The organism is Enterobacter cloacae complex sp. AR_0002, assembly GCF_001922365.1.
GTDB classification, from domain to species: Bacteria; Pseudomonadota; Gammaproteobacteria; order Enterobacterales; family Enterobacteriaceae; genus Enterobacter; species Enterobacter hormaechei_C.
Genome location: NZ_CP018814.1, coordinates 2,711,616 through 2,731,395, shown reverse-complemented (window position 1 = coordinate 2,731,395; position 19,780 = coordinate 2,711,616). Strand labels below are relative to the sequence as shown.

General features: G+C 55.0%; 16 protein-coding genes. 7 read left to right on the top strand and 9 right to left on the bottom strand.

The window, feature by feature from the left end:
• Positions 1-4 precede the first annotated feature (4 nt).
• Positions 5-748 carry a cell division protein ZapD gene (gene zapD, locus AM329_RS13465; RefSeq protein WP_003856329.1) on the bottom strand — a complete coding sequence of 248 codons (744 nt, stop codon included), beginning with the start codon at positions 746-748 and terminating at the stop codon, positions 5-7.
• Positions 748-1,368: a dephospho-CoA kinase gene (gene coaE, locus AM329_RS13460; protein ID WP_032608502.1), complete on the bottom strand. Its 621-nt coding sequence runs from the start codon at positions 1,366-1,368 to the stop codon at positions 748-750. The genes zapD and coaE overlap by 1 nt, the downstream gene beginning before the upstream one ends.
• A 228-nt stretch (positions 1,369-1,596) precedes the next feature.
• Here coaE and AM329_RS13455 point away from each other — a divergent pair, with 228 nt between their 5' ends.
• Positions 1,597-2,640 (top strand): GMP reductase, encoded by a 1,044-nt coding sequence (locus AM329_RS13455; protein ID WP_017383777.1) that lies wholly within the window; start codon positions 1,597-1,599, stop codon positions 2,638-2,640.
• 33 nt (positions 2,641-2,673) lie between these two features.
• Here AM329_RS13455 and hofC read toward each other — a convergent pair whose 3' ends face one another.
• The 4 genes from hofC to nadC form a co-directional block, all read right to left on the bottom strand.
• The gene (gene hofC / locus AM329_RS13450; protein WP_032608503.1) at positions 2,674-3,858 is read right to left on the bottom strand and encodes a protein transport protein HofC; all 1,185 of its coding nucleotides are present in this window, start codon (positions 3,856-3,858) and stop codon (positions 2,674-2,676) included.
• A complete protein-coding gene (gene gspE, locus AM329_RS13445) occupies positions 3,848-5,227 on the bottom strand; it encodes a type II secretion system protein GspE (protein WP_032608504.1) in 1,380 nt (459 codons plus the stop codon). The genes hofC and gspE overlap by 11 nt, the downstream gene beginning before the upstream one ends.
• A 12-nt stretch (positions 5,228-5,239) precedes the next feature.
• Complete coding sequence (ppdD, locus tag AM329_RS13440) at positions 5,240-5,677, bottom strand: prepilin peptidase-dependent pilin (RefSeq protein WP_023315399.1); 438 nt, start codon at positions 5,675-5,677, stop codon at positions 5,240-5,242.
• Between the two features lie 173 nt (positions 5,678-5,850).
• A complete protein-coding gene (gene nadC, locus AM329_RS13435) occupies positions 5,851-6,744 on the bottom strand; it encodes a carboxylating nicotinate-nucleotide diphosphorylase (protein ID WP_032608506.1) in 894 nt (297 codons plus the stop codon).
• A gap of 87 nt (positions 6,745-6,831) precedes the next feature.
• Between nadC and ampD the strand changes: the two genes are divergently transcribed.
• Both ampD and ampE read left to right on the top strand, forming a co-directional pair.
• Positions 6,832-7,395 (top strand): 1,6-anhydro-N-acetylmuramyl-L-alanine amidase AmpD, encoded by a 564-nt coding sequence (gene ampD, locus AM329_RS13430; RefSeq protein WP_003856321.1) that lies wholly within the window; start codon positions 6,832-6,834, stop codon positions 7,393-7,395.
• Positions 7,392-8,246, top strand: a complete 855-nt coding sequence (ampE, locus tag AM329_RS13425) for a beta-lactamase regulator AmpE (RefSeq protein WP_023324156.1) — start codon at positions 7,392-7,394, stop codon at positions 8,244-8,246. The genes ampD and ampE overlap by 4 nt, the downstream gene beginning before the upstream one ends.
• Before the next feature lie 18 nt (positions 8,247-8,264).
• Here the strand turns inward: ampE and AM329_RS13420 are convergent, their stop codons facing one another.
• The 3 genes from AM329_RS13420 to aroP all read right to left on the bottom strand — a co-directional run bounded on the left by AM329_RS13420 (position 8,265) and on the right by aroP (position 12,158).
• Complete coding sequence (locus tag AM329_RS13420; RefSeq protein ID WP_023315401.1) at positions 8,265-9,215, bottom strand: family 43 glycosylhydrolase; 951 nt, start codon at positions 9,213-9,215, stop codon at positions 8,265-8,267.
• Between the two features lie 10 nt (positions 9,216-9,225).
• The gene (locus tag AM329_RS13415; RefSeq protein WP_003856318.1) at positions 9,226-10,623 is read right to left on the bottom strand and encodes a glycoside-pentoside-hexuronide (GPH):cation symporter; all 1,398 of its coding nucleotides are present in this window, start codon (positions 10,621-10,623) and stop codon (positions 9,226-9,228) included.
• A 164-nt stretch (positions 10,624-10,787) separates the two neighbouring features.
• Positions 10,788-12,158 (bottom strand): aromatic amino acid transporter AroP, encoded by a 1,371-nt coding sequence (aroP, locus tag AM329_RS13410; RefSeq protein ID WP_003856317.1) that lies wholly within the window; start codon positions 12,156-12,158, stop codon positions 10,788-10,790.
• A 537-nt stretch (positions 12,159-12,695) separates the two neighbouring features.
• Here aroP and pdhR point away from each other — a divergent pair.
• The 4 genes from pdhR to lpdA all read left to right on the top strand — a co-directional run bounded on the left by pdhR (position 12,696) and on the right by lpdA (position 19,760).
• Positions 12,696-13,460: a pyruvate dehydrogenase complex transcriptional repressor PdhR gene (gene pdhR / locus AM329_RS13400; protein ID WP_006173806.1), complete on the top strand. Its 765-nt coding sequence runs from the start codon at positions 12,696-12,698 to the stop codon at positions 13,458-13,460.
• Between the two features lie 123 nt (positions 13,461-13,583).
• Entirely contained in the window at positions 13,584-16,247 is a 2,664-nt protein-coding gene (gene aceE, locus AM329_RS13395; RefSeq protein ID WP_032608509.1) for a pyruvate dehydrogenase (acetyl-transferring), homodimeric type, read from the top strand.
• Positions 16,248-16,261: 14 nt separating this feature from the next.
• Positions 16,262-18,160 carry a pyruvate dehydrogenase complex dihydrolipoyllysine-residue acetyltransferase gene (gene aceF / locus AM329_RS13390; protein WP_032608511.1) on the top strand — a complete coding sequence of 633 codons (1,899 nt, stop codon included), beginning with the start codon at positions 16,262-16,264 and terminating at the stop codon, positions 18,158-18,160.
• Positions 18,161-18,335: 175 nt separating this feature from the next.
• Positions 18,336-19,760, top strand: coding sequence for a dihydrolipoyl dehydrogenase (gene lpdA, locus AM329_RS13385; RefSeq protein WP_003856313.1), 1,425 nt, complete (start codon positions 18,336-18,338; stop codon positions 19,758-19,760).
• Positions 19,761-19,780 lie beyond the last annotated feature (20 nt).

Below are 19,780 nucleotides of genomic sequence, written 5' to 3'. Positions count from 1 at the left end.
CTCCTTAACAACAGGCCAGTTCAAAATCGAGGCGTTCCGGCACGGTGCCATGTTCACTGTCCAGCGGCATAAAGCGGATCGCGAAACGGCTTTTATGTCCGGAAATTTGCGGGTAAAGCTGCTCGCTAAGAGACAGATTCAGGCGCAGAAGATCGGCGTCGTCGCCGTTATCCTGATAGAAACCGTTGAGACTGGTTTGTTTGCGGAACGGGGCAGAGTTACGCACAAGATCGAGGATCAAGGATAACGTCTGATTCATCGGCTCCAGGCTGCCCAGCCAGCTGTTCACCTGGCGATCGCGCTGTTCCTGCGGCATGTGCAACCACATATGCAGCGTTGGCAGGTCAAAGCTACAGCAACCGCCCGGTATGCTCAGGCGCTGGCGCACCAGCGCAATCAGACGATCCTCTCGTAAAAACTGGCCAACGCGCGGCGCGGCCATCAGCGTCGTGCTGCTGTTTTTCAGCTGCTGGCGTAAAGCGTCAATTCGACTTTGATCCACGCCCGGTACTTCGGCCCAGGCCTGTAATTTACGCTGCTGGCGCTCCAGCTCTTTCAACAGCTCAGTGCGGACGTCACCGCGTTCAATCACATCCAGCAGATCGCCCACGTTGCGGAAAAAATGCAGCGCGGTGGCGTGATCGTTGACAGGCAGATGTTGTGAAAGCTGTTGAATAAGAAATTCTATGCGTAGCCAGGTACGCATTTTTTCGTTAAGCGGGTGCTCAAAAAGGATATGAGTCGACATTATGGTTTTTCCTGTGCAACGGCCTGCGCGGCGAAGGTCAGATACTGCGCGTGCAGACGAGCAACATCCGATGCAATGGCATCTGGTGCGCCGTTATTATCAATAATATCATCCGCAACGGCGAGGCGCGCTTCGCGCGTGGCCTGTGCGGCAAGAATTTGTTCAGCATGTTCGCGTGAAACATGGTCACGCGCCATGGTTCTCTGGATTTGCGTTTCGCGGGAAACGTCAATCACCAGCGTTCTGTCTGCTTTATTCTGAAGCTGATTTTCCACCAGTAACGGGACGACCCACAACACATAGGGCGAACGGGCTGCGGCAATTTGACGCTGAGTTTCCTGGTGGATAATGGGGTGGAGCAGGGCATTAAGCCAGGCTTTTTCCGCTGGATCGGAAAATATGCACTCACGCAGCTGCCGACGATTCAGGGTGCCGTCAGCCTGTATCACACGGCGACCAAAATGCGCTTCGATGGCGTTTAAGGCGGGTGTATTGGGTTCTACCACATGACGGGCAATGATATCGGCGTCGATAATCGTGATGCCGAGACGAGCAAACGCGTGCGCAACGGTGCTTTTACCACTACCGATGCCGCCGGTTAATGCGACGATATACCCCATTAAATCAGATCCTGGGAATTATTCAGTTTTAAAATCAGTTGCTTAAAATTCAAACTTACAACAGCCAATGTTTAGCTCTCTTTACCCGCTTTTTACCAGGTAAATTTATAGGATTGTAGCGTAAAAAAAGAGAATTTCGCAGTCTTGCGGAGCAGGTATTAGTGCGTATGATAGCGTCACTGGAGTTGTGCTTTTAATATATTTGCCTCTAACCCCAGGAATCCGCACATGCGTATCGAAGAAGATCTGAAGTTAGGTTTCAAAGACGTTCTTATCCGCCCTAAACGCTCTACACTGAAAAGTCGCTCAGACGTTGAACTCGAACGTCAATTCACCTTTAAGCATTCCGGTCAGACGTGGTCTGGCGTGCCGATTATCGCGGCCAACATGGACACCGTCGGGACCTTCGAGATGGCGACCGCACTGGCGCAATTCGACATCCTTACTGCGGTACACAAACACTACAGCGCTGAAGAGTGGGATGCGTTTGTCGCCTCCGCCTCGGCTGACGTGGTGAAGCATGTGATGGTCTCGACCGGTACGTCTGATGCAGATTTCGAGAAAACCAAACAGATCCTGAACGCCAATCCGGCGCTGAATTTTGTCTGCATTGACGTGGCAAATGGTTATTCCGAGCATTTCGTCCAGTTCGTCAGCAAGGCGCGTGAAGCATGGCCAACCAAAACCATCATCGCGGGCAACGTGGTGACCGGTGAAATGTGTGAAGAGCTGATCCTCTCCGGGGCCGACATTGTGAAAGTGGGCATTGGCCCGGGCTCCGTTTGCACCACGCGCGTGAAAACCGGTGTGGGTTATCCGCAGCTGTCTGCGGTAATTGAATGCGCTGACGCTGCGCACGGTCTGGGCGGCCAGATCATCAGCGACGGTGGCTGCACCATGCCAGGCGATGTCGCGAAAGCCTTCGGCGGCGGCGCGGACTTCGTTATGCTCGGCGGCATGCTGGCAGGCCACGAAGAGAGCGGCGGTACCGTGGTGGAAGAGAACGGCGAGAAATTCATGCTATTCTACGGAATGAGCTCTGAATCCGCGATGACCCGTCACGTGGGTGGTGTCGCGAAATACCGTGCGGCGGAAGGCAAAACCGTTAAGCTACCACTGCGTGGTCCGGTCGAAAACACGGCGCGCGATATCCTCGGCGGTCTGCGTTCTGCCTGCACCTACGTTGGGGCTTCCCGCCTGAAAGAGCTGACTAAACGCACGACGTTTATCCGCGTTCAGGAGCAGGAAAACCGCGTTTTCAATAGCCTCTGACGGCTACGGCTGGCGCGCGTCCGTGCGCCAGCGTTACCCCGCGCTCATTGCATCCCCCAGATGGAAAATCGGCAGATACATTGCCACCACCAGCGTGCCAATAATCAGACCTGTCACGACCAGTAGCAAAGGCTCAAGAAGCGCCGCCAGATTGTCTGCCTGCTGAAATGTCTGTTCCGTATGATGGCGGGCCAGATTCATCAGCATGACATCCAGTGAACCCGACACTTCTCCGGTGCGAATGAGCTGAATACACAGTGGCGTAAAAACAGAGGCCTTCTGGAAGGAGGACCACACGGGCATCCCCTGTTCGATATCGCTGCGTATCTCACGGAGTTTCTCCTGCCAGTAGCCACACTCAACGGTCTCCTCCACACTCTCCAGTCCTTGTAAAAAGGCAATTCCGGCCTGCTGGGTTAATGACAGCACGGTAAAAATTTGCCCCAGTTTTTGCCCGCGCGTCAGCGTGCCCATCACCGGTACATGTAACAAGACATACTGCCAGCGCGGATGCCGCCGCAGCTTACAGGCGATGACAACCATTGCCACGAGCAGGGCCAAAAGGGTGAGGATATGCGCCTGAACCAAGGCCGCCAGCCCCATGACTGCCTGCGTGAGCAAAGGGAGCGGGGTGTTGAACGTTTTGTAGATTGCAGCAAACTCAGGCAAAACCAGCGTGACCATCGCCAGCACCACGAAAACGGCCAGCGTCAGGATGATCAGCGGATAGCGCAGCGCTTTCTTCACCTTTGCACTGAGCTGCTGCTGGGATTTTTGTTGCTGCGCAAGCTGACGGCAGCAGGCTTCGAGCTTACCCGTCAGTTCACCCGTCTTCACCATCGAGACATAAAGGGGGCTAAACACCTCTGGCCATTTCTTCATGGCCTCTGACAGAGCGAAACCTTCGCTCAGGTCATCAGCAAGACTGTGCAGCAGCGCCTGCCAGTGCTGCAAAGGATGCTGTTCCGCCAGCATGTGCAGGCTTTGGGACAGCGTGAGTCCGGCCTGTAGCAGCGTGGCGAGCTGGCGAAAAATATCGTAGCAGTGCTGCACTTGCCATCGGTGGTGCTGCTGGCAGCGTTTTAGCGCCAGCGGGTGCAGCTGTTTAAGCACCAGAGCCGTGTAAGCTGCGTTACGGTCGATGGCCCAGAGGGTGCCGGTTTGCACCTCCCCCTCGGTGGTCAGGGCACGCCAGCGCCAGAGCGAATTAGCAGCCATCTGGCATTCCCAGGACGCGCAACAACTCTTCGAGCGTAGTCAGCCCTTGCTCTACGGCCATGCAGCCATGCTCAAACAATGAGGTCATTCCCGCCTGACGAGCGCTGGACCCAATCACCTCCGTGCTTGCTCCGCTGGCGATGGCCTGCCGCAGCGTGTCGTCGATGACGAGCACTTCAAAAATGGCTACGCGACCATAAAAACCGTGGTAGCAGCGATCGCAGCCGGTGGGTTGCCAGCGAGGAAGCGGCCGGGGCCACAGCGTGCGGGGTAATTCGGTGTGGCGGCTGGCTTCCTGTCGGCAGTACGGGCATAAACGGCGCACCAGCCGTTGGGCAATCACCATCGAGAGCGCCGAAGAGATCATCCAGCGCGCGACACCCATCTGTTGCAGCCGTACCAGCGTTTCAGTCGTCGAATTAGTATGGAGGGTGGACAGCACCAGATGCCCGGTTTGTGCCGCCTTAATGGCAATTTCTGCCGTTTCGCCGTCACGAATTTCACCTACCATAATGATGTCAGGATCCTGCCTGAGCAGGGCGCGCAGCACGCTCTGGAAGGTCAGCCCCGCACGCGGATTAATCTGCGTCTGGTTTAAGCCTGCAAGCGGGATTTCAACGGGATCTTCCACGCTGCAAATATTAACGTCAGGTGTATTTCGCGCCTGTAACGCGCTATACAGCGTCACCGTTTTCCCGCTACCGGTCGGGCCGGTGACCAGAATCAACCCCTGAGGGCTGTTAAGCGCCCCGGCAAAACGGGCCTGCTGGTCTGCGCTCATCCCCAGCTGTTCAAGCTCCAGAGCCTGCTGTACCTGGTGAAGCAGACGAAGCACGATTTTTTCTCCACCGCTACAGGGAAGGGTTGCGATACGAAAAGAGACGGGGACGCTTGCCAGCTCCACCGTAAACTGACCGTCCTGCGGCAGGCGGCGCTCCGCAATATCCAGTTGACCCAGCACCTTCAGGCGTGCGGCAAGCGTCGTCCCGAGGGCGGCAGAGATCGGCGGTTGCGGGTAGAGAACACCGTCGATTCGCAAACGGATCTGGTAACCGTGCTCCGTCGGTTCAATATGGATGTCAGAAGCCCGCTGGTTTACTGCCTGCTGCAAGGTTGTACTGAGCACGTCAGCGGCTGAGTTTGGCGCGATGCCCGGCAGGTGTGATGATGAGAGGGACTGAAGCCGTTTTTCCATCCGTTCAGCCGTCCAGCACTCAATATCAATACGTTTCTGCGTGGCGAAGCGTAACGCTTCCATCAGCTCAGAGGCTGGATTACCCACCACCGCAATGCTGATCATCTCGGTGTCGCTTGCGAGTAGCAGTGCGTGATGGCGCTGACAGAGCGTCATAAGCTGCTCGGTATTCATTGTCCACTCCTTTCAGTTGTTGTCGAAGCGGAAAACATCTTCACAGGCTTGTCTGAGCGCCGTGTCGGACGCAATTTTGCAGTCACGCGTCCAGCCCGTCATACCGTTACCGTCGCTCCAGATCGGTGTCATGAGCACTTCAAGTCCGTTAAGGCTTTCCTGCCCTGTTAACGATACGATCCCCTTCGCCACGCTCATCGCTGAAACGTAACGTGTGGTTGTCGGGGAGGGGATGCCATTGGTGCCTGCGTCGCAGCGATCCACACCACCACGATCCAGGGCGCAAAGCTCAATGGCGGTGCGGTAGGGGATGAACGTTTGCAGCATATCGGTGAGCGCCGCTTTTCGCAGGTAGTTCTGATAGGCCGGGACGCCAATCGCGCTCAGGATGGCAATAATGCCAATGACCACCATTAGCTCAATCAGGGTAAATCCTTGTTGTCTGTTCATGTCTGCTCCTTATGTTAAGTGGCGCTACTGTGGCAGTGACTGCGCGCAGAAACGAGGGGCAAAAGCGTGAACGTGAAGGGGCTTTCAGGGAAATGATTCAGTGTTGCAGAGAAGGACAGCGTAATTGCGAGCGGTTTCGTATTTCCCCTCTCCGGGCGGAGAGGGGGGATAATTTATTTGAAGCGCATCGAGAGGTCGAGGGCGCGGACGTGCTTGGTCAGGGCGCCTACGGAGATGTAATCGACGCCGGTTTCAGCAAATTCGCGGATGGTGTCGAACGTCACGTTGCCGGACACCTCAAGCTGCGCCTGGCCGTTTGTGCGTTTGACCGCTTCACGCATCTGCTCCGTGTCGAAGTTATCGAGCATGATGATGTCAGCCCCCGCTTTAATGGCCTCGTCCAGCTCCTCCAGCGTTTCCACTTCCACTTCGACGGGCACATCCGGATGCAGCCAGAAGGCTTTTTCCACGGCCTGACGCACCGAGCCAGAGGCAATAATGTGGTTCTCTTTGATCAGGAAGGCATCGGATAGCCCCAGACGATGGTTGGCGCCGCCACCGCAGAGTACCGCGTATTTCAGCGCGGTGCGCAGGCCCGGCAGGGTTTTACGGGTATCCAGCAGCTGCGTGCGGGTGCCTGCCAGCAGGTCAACGTAGCGGCGTACTTCACTGGCAACGCCAGAGAGCGTTTGCACAAAATTGAGCGCGGTGCGTTCACCAGTCAGCAAGACGCGGGACGGGCCGTCCAGTTCGAACAGTGGCTGATTCGCCGTGACCGCATCGCCGTCCTCAACGTGCCATGTTACCTGCACCTCGTCGCCCGCCAGCTGGGTAAAGACCTCCTCAACCCAGCGTTTGCCGCAGAAAACCCCTGCTTCACGGGTGATAACCACCGCATGCGAGCGTGTCTCTTTTGGCAACAATTGGGCGGTAATATCGTTATCGGCGCTGACGTCACCGCCGAGGTCTTCTCTCAGGGCATGGGCAACGCTTGCCGGGATATCACTATTAATACGTTCCAGAAGCGCGTCACGTCGGTGGTCGGGGTTATAGCGGCGAGGCGGCATGATAAAACTCCAAATTGGTAACGAATCATAATATTGAAACATGCTACTCTGAACCGAGTAACAGCACCATAGATAAGGAGTTCCAGCATGTTGTTAGAAAACGGATGGCTGGTGGACGCGCGGCATGTACCGTCGCCGCACCACGACTGCCGCCCGGAGGATGAAAAGCCCACACTGCTGGTGGTTCACAATATTAGTCTCCCGCCGGGTGAGTTTGGCGGTCCGTGGATCGATGCGTTATTCACTGGAACGATAGATCCCGATGCCCACCCCTTCTTTGCTGAGATTGCGCATCTGCGCGTATCGGCGCACTGTCTGATCCGTCGTGATGGCGAAGTGGTTCAGTATGTTCCTTTTGATAAGCGTGCCTGGCATGCCGGCGTGTCGAAGTATCAGGGGCGCGAGCGGTGCAATGATTTCTCCATTGGAATTGAACTGGAAGGAACGGACACCACGCCTTACACCGATGCGCAATATGAGAAACTGGTTGCTGTAACGCAAACGTTAATCGGGCGCTATCCCGCCATTGCAGACAATATTACAGGGCACAGCGACATCGCCCCCGAAAGAAAAACCGACCCCGGCCCGGCTTTTGACTGGTCCCGGTTTCACGCCATGCTTACCACGTCGTCAGATAAGGAGATAACATGACGTTGTTTACCATGCTGCTGGTTATGATCGCTGAACGCCTGTTTAAGCTCGGCGAGCACTGGCATCTGGATCATCGGCTGGAGGTGTTATTCCGCCGCATCAGACATTTTTCCATGCTGCGCACGCTGCTGATGACGGCAGGCGTGATGGTGATTACGTTCCTGTTGCTGCGCTCGCTTTACGGCCTCTTTTTCAACGTGCCGCTGCTGGTGATGTGGATCCTGCTCGGCGTGTTGTGTATTGGCGCGGGCAAGGTGCGTTTGCACTATCACGCGTATCTGAAAGCCGCTTCCCGGGATGATGCCCACGCGCGCGGCGCGATGGCGAGCGAGTTGACGATGATCCACGGCGTACCGCCGGACTGCGATGAACGCGAGTTTCTGCGGGAGCTGCAAAACGCGCTGCTGTGGATTAACTTCCGTTACTACCTGGCGCCGCTGTTCTGGTTCGTGGTGGGCGGGCCCTGGGGGCCGGTACTGCTGATGGGTTACGCGTTCCTGCGCGCCTGGCAGACCTGGCTTGCCCGCTATCTTACGCCGCATGAACGTCTACAGTCCGGCATTGATGCCATCCTGCACGTGCTCGACTGGCTTCCGGTGCGTCTGGTAGGCGTGGTCTATGCCCTCATCGGTCACGGTGAAAAGGCGCTGCCCGCGTGGTTTGTCTCCCTTGCTGACCGTCATACCTCGCAGTATCAGGTTTTAACCCGACTGGCACAGTTCTCGCTGGCGCGTGAGCCGCACACGGACAAAGTCGCAACGCCAAAGGCTGCCGTCTCGATGGCGAAGAAAACGTCGTTTGTGGTGGTGGTGATTGTGGCGCTGCTGACGATTTACGGCACGCTGGTTTAAGCCAGCGCGCCGAAGCCGTTACGGTGTATCTGCGGGCGGGATGCCGAATTCAGGCATCCCGTTTTCGTTCCAGCGGATGAGTTTCAGGCGAGTATGGCGATTGGGATCGTAAAGCGGATCGCCTTCAATTTCAGTGTAGTTTCGCGCGTGGTAGACCAGCACATCTTCGCCTTCCGGCGTCTGCGTAAAGCTGTTATGGCCTGGCCCATACTGACGGTTTTCGTAGCTGGTGACGAACACCGGGCGCGGGGATTTATGCCAGTTAGCCGGGTTTTGCGGATCGGCATTCAGGTCTGCCCACAGTAATCCCATGCAGTAGTTCTCGTCGGTGGCGCTGGCGGAATAGCTGATAAACAGCTTATCGCCATGGAACAGCACCGCCGGGCCTTCATTGACCCAGAACCCGCGGCACTCCCAGTCATATTCCGGTTTACTGAGCATCACCGGCTCGCCTTTCAGCGTCCACGGATTTTCCATTTCACACAGGTAAAGATTCGAGTTACCGGAAATATCCGGGGCTTTTTGCGCCCACAGATACCAGCGTTTACCCTGATGAACAAAGGTGGTGGCATCCAGCGCGAAGGTGTCAAACGGGGTTTTGATTTGCCCTTTTTCTACCCACGTACCGGTGAGCGGATCGCGATCTGCGCATTCAATGGCAAACATGCGATGCTGGAACATCCCGAGATGATCGAGCGCCTGGGTATGCGTGGCGGCAAAATAGATGTACCAACTGCCGTCGATATGATGCAGTTCCGGTGCCCAGATCAGCTGGCTCATCGGGCCGGTGTCGGGCTTGCGCCAGACAACCACCTCTTCGGCATCGCGTAAACCTTCCAGCGAGTCCGCGCGGCGGATCGCCAGCCGATCGTACTCCGGTACGGAGGCGATAAAGTAATATTGCCCATCGTGACGCAGGATATACGGGTCGGCGCGTTGTTCAATAAACGGGTTTGGCCAGGTTTGCATTCGGCTTTCCTTATTTAGTCTCAGCGGCTTTGAGTTCCTGATAATCGTTCAGCTCGCGATAGTTGGTGCGACGCTTTTCCAGATCGGACTGGATCTGCTTCATGGTCTCACGGTCCACTTTCAGCAGACGTACTACGCCCGCGGTAATTAAGTATCCAATGCCAGGAATGACGGTAAAGAGCAGCACGATCCCGTTGATGGCATCCGCGCTCTGCGCTTTTGCGCCCGCATCGTAGCCGTACCAGGAGAGCAGGAAACCGACCATTGCCCCGGCAATCGCCAGACCCAGTTTCAGGAAGAAGATGTTGCCGGAGAAGCTGATCCCGGTGATACGTTTCCCGGTTTTCCATTCACCGTAGTCGTCCACGTCGGCCATCAGGGACCAGTGCAGCGGGGATGGGATCTGGTGCAGGATGTTCAGCAGGACGTAAAGCACAACAATGGTTGTCGTCGCTTTCGGGTCGAAGAAGTAGAAGGCGCAGGAGAAAATCGCCAGCGCGATGTTGGTCCAGAAGAAGACCTTCAGCTTGCACCAGCGGTCGGTCAGCACTTTCGCCAGCATACTGCCGAACATCATGCCGACAACGCCCAGGCTGATAAACAGCGTGGCGAAATGGGTGCTTTGCCCCATGACCCAGGTAACGTAATACATGGTGGCCGCCATGCGGATAAAGCCAGGGCAGACGTTGCACAGGGTTAACAGCAGGATCCGCACCCACTGGTCGTTCTTCCACACGTCTTTCAGGTCGTTTTTAAGTTCGTCATGGGTTTGCACCGCCGGACGCACGCGCTCGCGCACCGTGGCGAAGCAGAACAGGAACATGCAGGTACCAATCAGCGCCAGCACGGTCATCGCCATCTGGTAGCCTTTGGCTTTGTTATCCCCACCGAACCAGTCGGCCATTGGCAGGAGCGTTAGCGACAGCAGCAGCGTGGCGATACCAACCATAACAAAACGGTAGGACTGGCAGGCAACGCGCTCTTTCGGGTCGTTGGTGATCACGCCGCCGAGCGAGCAGTACGGAATATTGATGGCGGTATAGGTCAGCGACAGCAGGAAGTAGGTGACAAAGGCATAGATAACTTTGCTGTTATAGCTCCACTCTGGCGTGGTGAACATCAGAATGCTGAACAGCGCATAGGGGAAGGCAATCCACAGCAGCCATGGACGAAACCGGCCATATTTGCTGCGGGTACGGTCAGCAATCGCGCCCATGATCGGGTCCGTTACGGCATCAATGACGCGCACGGACAGGAGTAAAACGCCAACCAGTGCAGGCGCCAGACCAAAAATATCCGTATAAAAATAGTTAACAAATAACATGATGGCGCCAAAGATAATGTTGCATCCGGCGTCACCCATGCCATAGCCGATCTTTTCTTTTACTGACAGTTTGTTGTTATTCATCGACAGCTCTCCGGGTTTCGGTATGGAGAGAATTATTCGCTGGCAAACGAATATATGCGTTGCAATATAAAGGCGGTGATATGGAGGATTTTGCTGTTGGCGCGAATTTGTGAGGAAGGTAACAAGACGCTGTACCCGCAACCGCGAGTACAGCGAGAAAACATTTAGTGCGCTTTCACCGTTTTGGCATTTTTCTGTTTCACCATATAACCCACGCCGAGGATCGCAATCCAGACCGGGATCAGGTAGACGGAAATCGCCATGCCTGGGGTGATGAGCATGATGACCAGTACAGCTGCCATGAACAGCAGGCAAACCCAGTTCCCCAGCGGATAGAGCAGGGCAGGGAAGCGCGTGGTTACGCCCTGCTGCTGCTTGGCGCGGCGGAACTTGATGTGCGCGAGGCTAATCATTGCCCAGTTAATCACCAGGGCGGAAACCACCAGCGCCATCAGCAGACCGAAGGCTGATTCCGGGGCCAGGTAGTTAATCAGCACGCACAGCGCTGTCACGACCGCCGACACGATGATGGTATTAACCGGTACGCCACGCTTATCAACGGTGAGCAGCGCTTTCGGTGCGTTGCCCTGTTGCGCCAGGCCGAACAGCATACGGCTGTTGCAGTAAACGCAGCTGTTATAAACGGAGAGCGCAGCGGTCAGCACCACGACGTTGAGCGCGTTCGCCACGAAGGTATCGCCCAGCTCGTGGAAGATGAGCACAAACGGGCTGGTATCCGCCGTGACGCGCGTCCATGGCAGCAGCGAGAGCAGCACCGCCAGGGAGCCCACATAGAAGATCAGGATGCGGTAGATAACCTGATTTGTGGCTTTCGGGATGCTCTGTTCCGGGTTGTCGGCTTCCGCGGCGGTGATGCCCACCAGCTCCAGACCGCCGAAGGAGAACATAATGATCGCCATCATCATCACCAGGCCGGTCATGCCGTGAGGCAAGAACCCGCCTTGCTCCCAAAGGTTGCGCACGGTGGCCTGCGGGCCGCCGTTGCCGCTGAACAGCAGCCAGCCGCCGAAGATGATCATCGCTACAACGGCAATCACTTTGATGATGGCAAACCAGAACTCCATCTCACCGAACACTTTTACGTTGGTGAGGTTAATGGCGTTAATCAGGACGAAGAAGGCCGCCGCAGACGCCCAGGTAGGGATCTCCGGGTACCAGAACTGAATATATTTCCCGACGGCGGTCAGCTCGGCCATGGCAACCAGAACGTACAGAACCCAATAGTTCCAGCCCGAGGCGAAACCTGCGAAGCTGCCCCAGTATTTATAGGCGAAGTGGCTGAATGAGCCTGCGACCGGCTCCTCAACAACCATTTCCCCTAACTGACGCATAATCAGAAATGCAATGAAACCCGCTATCGCGTACCCCAAAATAATGCCCGGACCGGCCGACTGGATAACCGATGCACTGCCCAGAAACAGGCCAGTACCAATAGCACCGCCCAGGGCGATGAGCTGTATATGGCGGTTTTTAAGGCCGCGCTTTAGCTGATCGCCATGCTGTTGAGCTTCCATTTGAAACCTCGTGTGTGGTTGTTATGTTCACGCTGTGCGTGTGTAATTATGAAAGTCCATATTCTGTATTTATTTCTTTACGGTTAACGATACCGAAAAAAGCGGAGATGGCTTCCGTTAGCGCCAGAATAGTGGTAAGCGCCAGCGAATGCACCTGCTTTATGAAGGGGCGATGACGACTTGAATAAAAAGAAACCAATTGTAAATCGGTACGTTAACCCCTCATACCCCAACCTATAGAATAGAAATGCGTCAGAAGAGGGCGAATTTTCATTTTTTGCCTTGTTGAATCGCTTCAGATTGCAAAAACCCTCGTTTCATTATGGTTAAAACTGCCTCTTTGGTAGTAACCATTTCATTTGTGCAAAGTTACATTCCTGAAACGTTAGTTCTGTAAGGTTGTTAAAATGTGCCGGGTTTACTGATTTCAATCAAAACCAATATGGACAGAAGGTGAATACTTTGTTACTTTAGCGATACGAACATGAAATTGGTAAGACCAATTGACTCCGGGCAAAAAGGCGTAAGACAGGGAATATGGCCTACAGCAAAATTCGCCAACCAAAACTTTCCGATGTGATTGAGCAGCAGCTGGAGTTTTTAATTCTCGAAGGGACACTGCGCCCGGGCGAGAAGCTCCCGCCAGAACGCGAGCTGGCAAAACAGTTCGACGTTTCACGTCCCTCTCTGCGTGAGGCGATTCAACGTCTCGAAGCAAAGGGCCTGTTGCTCCGTCGCCAGGGTGGCGGAACCTTTGTGCAAAACAGCCTGTGGCAGAGCTTCAGCGACCCGCTGGTAGAACTTCTCTCTGACCACCCAGAATCCCAGTTTGATCTGCTTGAGACCCGTCACGCGCTGGAAGGTATCGCGGCCTATTACGCCGCCCTTCGCAGCACTGATGAAGACCGCGTACGTATTCGCGAGCTGCATCAGGCCATTGAACGGGCACAGCAGTCCGGCGATTTAGACGCCGAGTCCAGCGCCGTCGTCCAGTATCAAATTGCCGTCACCGAAGCGGCGCACAACGTGGTGCTCCTCCATCTGCTACGCTGCATGGAGCCGATGCTGGCCCAGAACGTTCGTCAGAATTTTGAATTGTTGTATGCCCGTCGGGAGATGCTCCCGCTGGTAAGCAACCATCGCACCCGAGTATTCGAGGCGATAATGGCCGGGGAACCGGAGCAGGCGCGCGAAGCGTCGCACCGCCATCTGGCTTTCATTGAGGAAATCTTGCTGGACCGCAGCCGTGAACAATCGCGTCGCGAACGTTCATTACGCCGCATACAGCAACGAAAGGATTAAGCGCCAGGTACTTTTAGAGCGCGGCAACTAAACGCAGAACCTGTCTTATTGTGTTTTCTGGCGAAAATACAATGGGACAGGTTCCAGACAAATCAACGTATTAGATAGATAAGGAATACCCCCATGTCAGAACGTCTCCAAAATGACGTGGATCCGATCGAAACTCGCGACTGGCTACAGGCGATCGAATCGGTCATCCGTGAAGAAGGTGTTGAGCGCGCTCAGTATCTGATTGATCAGCTGCTTTCTGAAGCACGCAAAGGCGGCGTGAAAGTGGCTTCAGGTGCAGGGGCTAGCAACTACGTAAACACGATTGCCGTCGAAGACGAACCGGAATACCCGGGCAATCTGGATCTGGAACGCCGTATCCGTTCTGCTATCCGCTGGAACGCCATCATGACCGTTCTGCGCGCATCTAAGAAAGACCTGGAACTGGGTGGCCACATGGCGTCCTTCCAGTCTTCTGCGACCATTTACGAAGTGTGCTTCAACCACTTCTTCCGTGCAGCTAACGAGAAAGACGGCGGCGATCTGGTGTACTTCCAGGGCCACATCTCTCCGGGCATCTATGCACGTGCCTTCCTGGAAGGTCGTCTGACTGAAGAGCAGATGAACAACTTCCGTCAGGAAGTTCACGGTAAGGGTCTGTCTTCTTACCCGCACCCTAAACTGATGCCTGAGTTCTGGCAGTTCCCGACCGTATCTATGGGTCTGGGTCCAATCGGTGCGATCTATCAGGCTAAATTCCTGAAGTACCTGGAACACCGTGGTCTGAAAGACACCTCTGAGCAGACCGTTTACGCCTTCCTGGGCGACGGTGAAATGGATGAGCCAGAATCTAAAGGCGCCATCACCATCGCGACCCGTGAGAAGCTGGACAACCTGTGCTTCATCATCAACTGTAACCTGCAACGTCTGGATGGTCCGGTAACCGGTAACGGCAAGATCATCAACGAACTGGAAGGCATCTTCGCAGGTGCTGGCTGGAACGTGATCAAAGTGATGTGGGGCGGTCGTTGGGATGAACTGCTGCGTAAAGACACCAGCGGTAAACTGATCCAGCTGATGAACGAAACCGTTGACGGCGACTACCAGACCTTCAAATCCAAAGACGGTGCCTACGTTCGTGAGCACTTCTTCGGCAAATATCCTGAAACCGCAGCCCTGGTTGCAGACTGGACTGACGAGCAGATCTGGGCGCTGAACCGCGGTGGTCACGATCCGAAGAAAGTTTACGCTGCACTGAAAAAAGCGCGTGAAACCAAAGGTAAAGCGACTGTGATCCTGGCCCACACCATCAAAGGTTACGGCATGGGTGATACCGCAGAAGGTAAAAACATCGCTCACCAGGTTAAGAAAATGAACATGGACGGCGTGCGTTATATCCGCGACCGTTTCAACGTTCCAGTGACCGATGAGCAGGTAGAAAAACTGTCTTACATCACCTTCCCGGAAGGTTCTGAAGAGCACAAGTACCTGCACGAACGTCGTCAGGCGCTGAAAGGCTACCTGCCTGCTCGTCAGCCTAACTTCACCGAGAAGCTGGAACTGCCAGCGCTGGAAGATTTCTCTCAGCTGCTGGAAGAGCAGAACAAAGAGATCTCTACCACTATCGCTTTCGTTCGTGCCCTGAACGTGATGCTGAAGAACAAGTCGATCAAAGATCGTCTGGTTCCAATCATCGCCGACGAAGCGCGTACTTTCGGTATGGAAGGTCTGTTCCGTCAGATCGGTATCTACAGCCCGAACGGTCAGCAGTACACCCCGCAGGACCGTGAGCAGGTTGCATACTACAAAGAAGACGAGAAAGGTCAGATCCTTCAGGAAGGTATCAACGAACTGGGTGCAGGCGCATCCTGGCTGGCTGCTGCGACTTCTTACAGCACCAACAACCTGCCGATGATCCCGTTCTACATCTACTACTCCATGTTCGGGTTCCAGCGTATCGGTGACCTGTGCTGGCAGGCAGGCGATCAGCAGGCTCGCGGCTTCCTGATCGGGGGTACTTCTGGTCGTACGACCCTGAACGGTGAAGGTCTACAGCACGAAGATGGTCATAGCCACATTCAGTCTCTGACTATCCCTAACTGTATCTCTTACGATCCGTCTTACGCGTACGAAGTGGCAGTCATCATGCATGACGGCTTGCAGCGCATGTACGGTGAAGCGCAAGAGAATATTTACTACTACATCACCACCCTGAACGAAAACTACCACATGCCGGCAATGCCAGCAGGTGCCGAGGAAGGTATCCGTAAAGGTATCTACAAACTCGAAACCATCGAAGGTAGCAAAGGTAAAGTTCAGCTGCTGGGCTCCGGTTCTATCCTGCGTCACGTTCGTGAAGCAGCGCAGATCCTGGCGAAAGACTACGGTGTGGGTTCCGATGTGTACTCTGTTACCTCCTTCACTGAACTGGCGCGTGATGGCCAGGATTGTGAGCGCTGGAACATGCTGCACCCAATGGAAACCCCACGCATTCCGTACATCGCTCAGGTGATGAACGACGCGCCAGCGGTGGCGTCTACTGACTATATGAAACTGTTCGCTGAGCAGGTTCGTACTTACGTTCCAGCTGATGATTATCGCGTACTGGGTACTGACGGCTTCGGTCGTTCTGACAGCCGCGAAAACCTGCGTCACCACTTCGAAGTTGATGCTTCCTACGTGGTTGTAGCAGCACTGGGCGAACTGGCTAAACGTGGCGAAATCGATAAGAAAGTGGTTGCAGACGCAATTACTAAGTTCAACATCGATGCAGATAAAGTTAACCCGCGTCTGGCGTAAGAGGTAAAAGAATAATGGCTATCGAAATCAATGTACCGGACATCGGGGCTGATGAAGTTGAAATCACCGAGATCCTGGTCAAAGTGGGCGACAAAGTTGAAGCTGAACAGTCGCTGATCACCGTAGAAGGCGACAAAGCTTCTATGGAAGTCCCGTCTCCTCAGGCTGGCATCGTTAAAGAGATCAAAGTCTCTGTTGGCGATAAAACCGAGACTGGCAAACTGATCATGATTTTCGATTCCGCCGACGGTGCAGCAGCAGCTGCACCTGCGCAGGAAGAGAAGAAAGAAGCCGCTCCTGCTGCTGCTCCAGCAGCGGCCGCGGCAGCGAAAGAAGTGAACGTGCCTGACATCGGCGGTGACGAAGTTGAAGTCACTGAAATCCTGGTGAAAGTGGGCGATACCGTTGCGGCTGAGCAGTCACTGATCACCGTAGAAGGCGATAAAGCCTCTATGGAAGTACCAGCGCCATTCGCCGGTACCGTTAAAGAGATCAAGATCAACACCGGTGACAAAGTGTCTACGGGTTCCCTGATCATGATTTTCGAAGTGGCGGGCTCTGAAGGCGCTGCGGCTCCAGCGAAAGCGGAAGCTGCTCCGGCTCCGGCTGCTGCACCAGCGGCTGCTGGCGGCGTGAAAGACGTTAACGTACCAGACATCGGCGGTGACGAAGTTGAAGTGACCGAAGTGATGGTGAAAGTGGGCGACAAAGTTGCCGCTGAACAGTCACTGATCACCGTTGAAGGCGACAAAGCTTCCATGGAAGTGCCTGCGCCGTTCGCGGGTACCGTTAAAGAGATCAAAATCAGCACCGGCGACAAAGTCTCTACCGGCTCTCTGATCATGGTCTTCGAAGTGGAAGGCGCTGCACCTGCCGCCGCTCCTGCTGCTCCTGCTGCTCCGGCACCGGCTGCTGCACCGGCTCAGGCTGCTAAACCGGCTGCTGCCCCTGCTGCTAAAGCAGAAAAATCTGAGTTCGCTGAAAACGACGCTTATGTCCACGCGACTCCGCTGATCCGTCGCCTGGCGCGCGAATTCGGCGTGAACCTGGCGAAAGTGAAGGGCACCGGCCGTAAAGGTCGTATCCTGCGCGAAGACGTTCAGGCTTACGTGAAAGACGCGGTGAAACGCGCCGAAGCTGCACCTGCGGCAGCCGCTGGCGGCGGTATCCCGGGCATGCTGCCATGGCCGAAAGTGGACTTCAGCAAGTTCGGCGAAATCGAAGAAGTGGAACTGGGCCGTATCCAGAAAATCTCCGGTGCTAACCTGAGCCGTAACTGGGTGATGATCCCGCACGTTACCCACTTCGATAAGACCGATATCACCGATCTGGAAGCGTTCCGTAAACAGCAGAACGCCGAAGCTGAGAAGCGTAAGCTGGACGTGAAGTTCACCCCAGTGGTCTTCATCATGAAAGCGGTTGCGGCGGCGCTGGAACAGATGCCACGCTTCAACAGCTCCCTGTCCGAAGACGGCCAGAAGCTGACGCTGAAGAAATACATCAACATCGGTGTTGCGGTTGATACGCCAAATGGTCTGGTTGTTCCGGTCTTCAAAGACGTGAACAAGAAGAGCGTCACAGAGCTGTCCCGTGAACTGACCACCATCTCCAAGAAAGCGCGTGATGGTAAGCTGACTGCCGGCGAAATGCAGGGCGGCTGCTTCACCATCTCCAGCATCGGCGGCCTGGGTACCACCCACTTCGCGCCGATTGTGAACGCGCCGGAAGTGGCTATCCTCGGTGTGTCCAAGTCCGCGATGGAGCCGGTGTGGAATGGCAAAGAGTTCGTACCGCGTCTGATGATGCCAATCTCTCTGTCCTTCGACCACCGCGTGATCGACGGGGCTGATGGTGCGCGTTTCATCACCATCATTAACAACATGCTGAGCGACATTCGCCGCCTGGTGATGTAATCGAAAAGCCGGCCAATCGGCCGGCTTTTTTCTGATAATCTCATGGGGTTTTTGAGGTTATTGGTGAAAGCGATAATTCGTGAGCCGTTTGTTGTTTCAAAATTGTTAACAATTTTGTAAAATACGGGCGGATAGAACGACCCGGTGGACGACGGGTATACATTAAGAGGTCATGATGAGCACAGAAATCAAAACTCAGGTCGTAGTACTTGGGGCAGGCCCGGCAGGTTATTCCGCAGCATTTCGCGCCGCGGATTTAGGTCTGGAAACCGTCATCGTAGAACGTTACAGCACCCTCGGCGGTGTTTGTCTGAACGTCGGCTGTATCCCTTCTAAAGCGCTGCTGCACGTAGCGAAAGTTATCGAAGAAGCCAAAGCGCTGGCTGAACACGGTATCGTCTTCGGCGAGCCGAAGACCGACATCGACAAAATTCGTACCTGGAAAGAGAAAGTTATCACTCAGCTGACCGGCGGTCTGGCGGGTATGGCCAAAGGCCGTAAAGTGAAAGTGGTAAACGGTCTGGGTAAATTCACCGGTGCGAACACCCTGGAAGTGGAAGGTGAAAACGGTAAAACCGTGATTAACTTCGATAACGCGATCATCGCGGCAGGCTCTCGCCCAATCGAACTGCCATTCATTCCACATGAAGATCCACGCGTGTGGGATTCCACCGATGCGCTGGAGCTGAAAACCGTTCCTAAGCGTCTGCTGGTTATGGGCGGCGGTATCATCGGTCTGGAAATGGGTACCGTGTACCATGCGCTGGGTTCAGAGATTGACGTGGTTGAAATGTTCGACCAGGTTATCCCGGCTGCCGACAAAGACATCGTTAAAGTCTTCACCAAACGCATCAGCAAGAAATTCAACCTGATGCTGGAAACCAAAGTGACTGCCGTTGAAGCGAAAGAAGACGGTATTTACGTTTCCATGGAAGGCAAAAAAGCCCCATCCGAACCACAGCGTTACGACGCCGTACTGGTGGCTATCGGCCGTGTGCCGAACGGTAAAAACCTCGACGCGGGCAAAGCTGGCGTGGAAGTGGACGACCGTGGCTTCATCCGCGTTGACAAACAGCTGCGTACCAACGTGCCGCACATCTTTGCTATCGGCGATATCGTCGGTCAGCCAATGCTGGCGCACAAAGGTGTTCACGAAGGTCACGTTGCCGCTGAAGTTATCGCCGGCATGAAGCACTACTTCGATCCGAAAGTGATCCCATCTATCGCCTACACCGAGCCAGAAGTTGCATGGGTTGGTCTGACTGAGAAAGAAGCGAAAGAGAAAGGCATCAGCTACGAAACCGCCACCTTCCCGTGGGCTGCTTCTGGCCGTGCTATCGCGTCCGACTGCGCAGACGGTATGACCAAACTGATCTTCGACAAAGAAACTCACCGTGTAATCGGTGGTGCGATTGTCGGTACCAACGGCGGCGAGCTGCTGGGTGAAATCGGTCTGGCTATCGAAATGGGCTGTGACGCGGAAGACATCGCGCTGACCATCCACGCTCACCCGACTCTGCACGAGTCCGTGGGCCTGGCGGCAGAAGTGTTTGAAGGTAGCATCACCGACCTGCCAAACGCGAAAGCGAAGAAGAAATAAGTTTCTTCAGATGAAAAAAG

Excerpts from the sequence above, each read along its gene's own strand:
- AM329_RS13455 (WP_017383777.1), top strand. The coding sequence starts at position 1,597 with ATGCGTATCGAAGAAGATCTGAAGTTAGGTTTCAAAGACGTTCTTATC.
- aroP (WP_003856317.1), bottom strand. The coding sequence starts at position 12,158 with ATGGAAGCTCAACAGCATGGCGATCAGCTAAAGCGCGGCCTTAAAAAC.
- ampE (WP_023324156.1), top strand. The coding sequence starts at position 7,392 with ATGACGTTGTTTACCATGCTGCTGGTTATGATCGCTGAACGCCTGTTT.
- lpdA (WP_003856313.1), top strand. The coding sequence starts at position 18,336 with ATGAGCACAGAAATCAAAACTCAGGTCGTAGTACTTGGGGCAGGCCCG.
- pdhR (WP_006173806.1), top strand. The coding sequence starts at position 12,696 with ATGGCCTACAGCAAAATTCGCCAACCAAAACTTTCCGATGTGATTGAG.
- aceE (WP_032608509.1), top strand. The coding sequence starts at position 13,584 with ATGTCAGAACGTCTCCAAAATGACGTGGATCCGATCGAAACTCGCGAC.
- ampD (WP_003856321.1), top strand. The coding sequence starts at position 6,832 with ATGTTGTTAGAAAACGGATGGCTGGTGGACGCGCGGCATGTACCGTCG.
- gspE (WP_032608504.1), bottom strand. The coding sequence starts at position 5,227 with ATGAATACCGAGCAGCTTATGACGCTCTGTCAGCGCCATCACGCACTG.
- AM329_RS13415 (WP_003856318.1), bottom strand. The coding sequence starts at position 10,623 with ATGAATAACAACAAACTGTCAGTAAAAGAAAAGATCGGCTATGGCATG.
- coaE (WP_032608502.1), bottom strand. The coding sequence starts at position 1,368 with ATGGGGTATATCGTCGCATTAACCGGCGGCATCGGTAGTGGTAAAAGC.
- AM329_RS13420 (WP_023315401.1), bottom strand. The coding sequence starts at position 9,215 with ATGCAAACCTGGCCAAACCCGTTTATTGAACAACGCGCCGACCCGTAT.
- nadC (WP_032608506.1), bottom strand. The coding sequence starts at position 6,744 with ATGCCGCCTCGCCGCTATAACCCCGACCACCGACGTGACGCGCTTCTG.
- aceF (WP_032608511.1), top strand. The coding sequence starts at position 16,262 with ATGGCTATCGAAATCAATGTACCGGACATCGGGGCTGATGAAGTTGAA.
- hofC (WP_032608503.1), bottom strand. The coding sequence starts at position 3,858 with ATGGCTGCTAATTCGCTCTGGCGCTGGCGTGCCCTGACCACCGAGGGG.
- zapD (WP_003856329.1), bottom strand. The coding sequence starts at position 748 with ATGTCGACTCATATCCTTTTTGAGCACCCGCTTAACGAAAAAATGCGT.
- ppdD (WP_023315399.1), bottom strand. The coding sequence starts at position 5,677 with ATGAACAGACAACAAGGATTTACCCTGATTGAGCTAATGGTGGTCATT.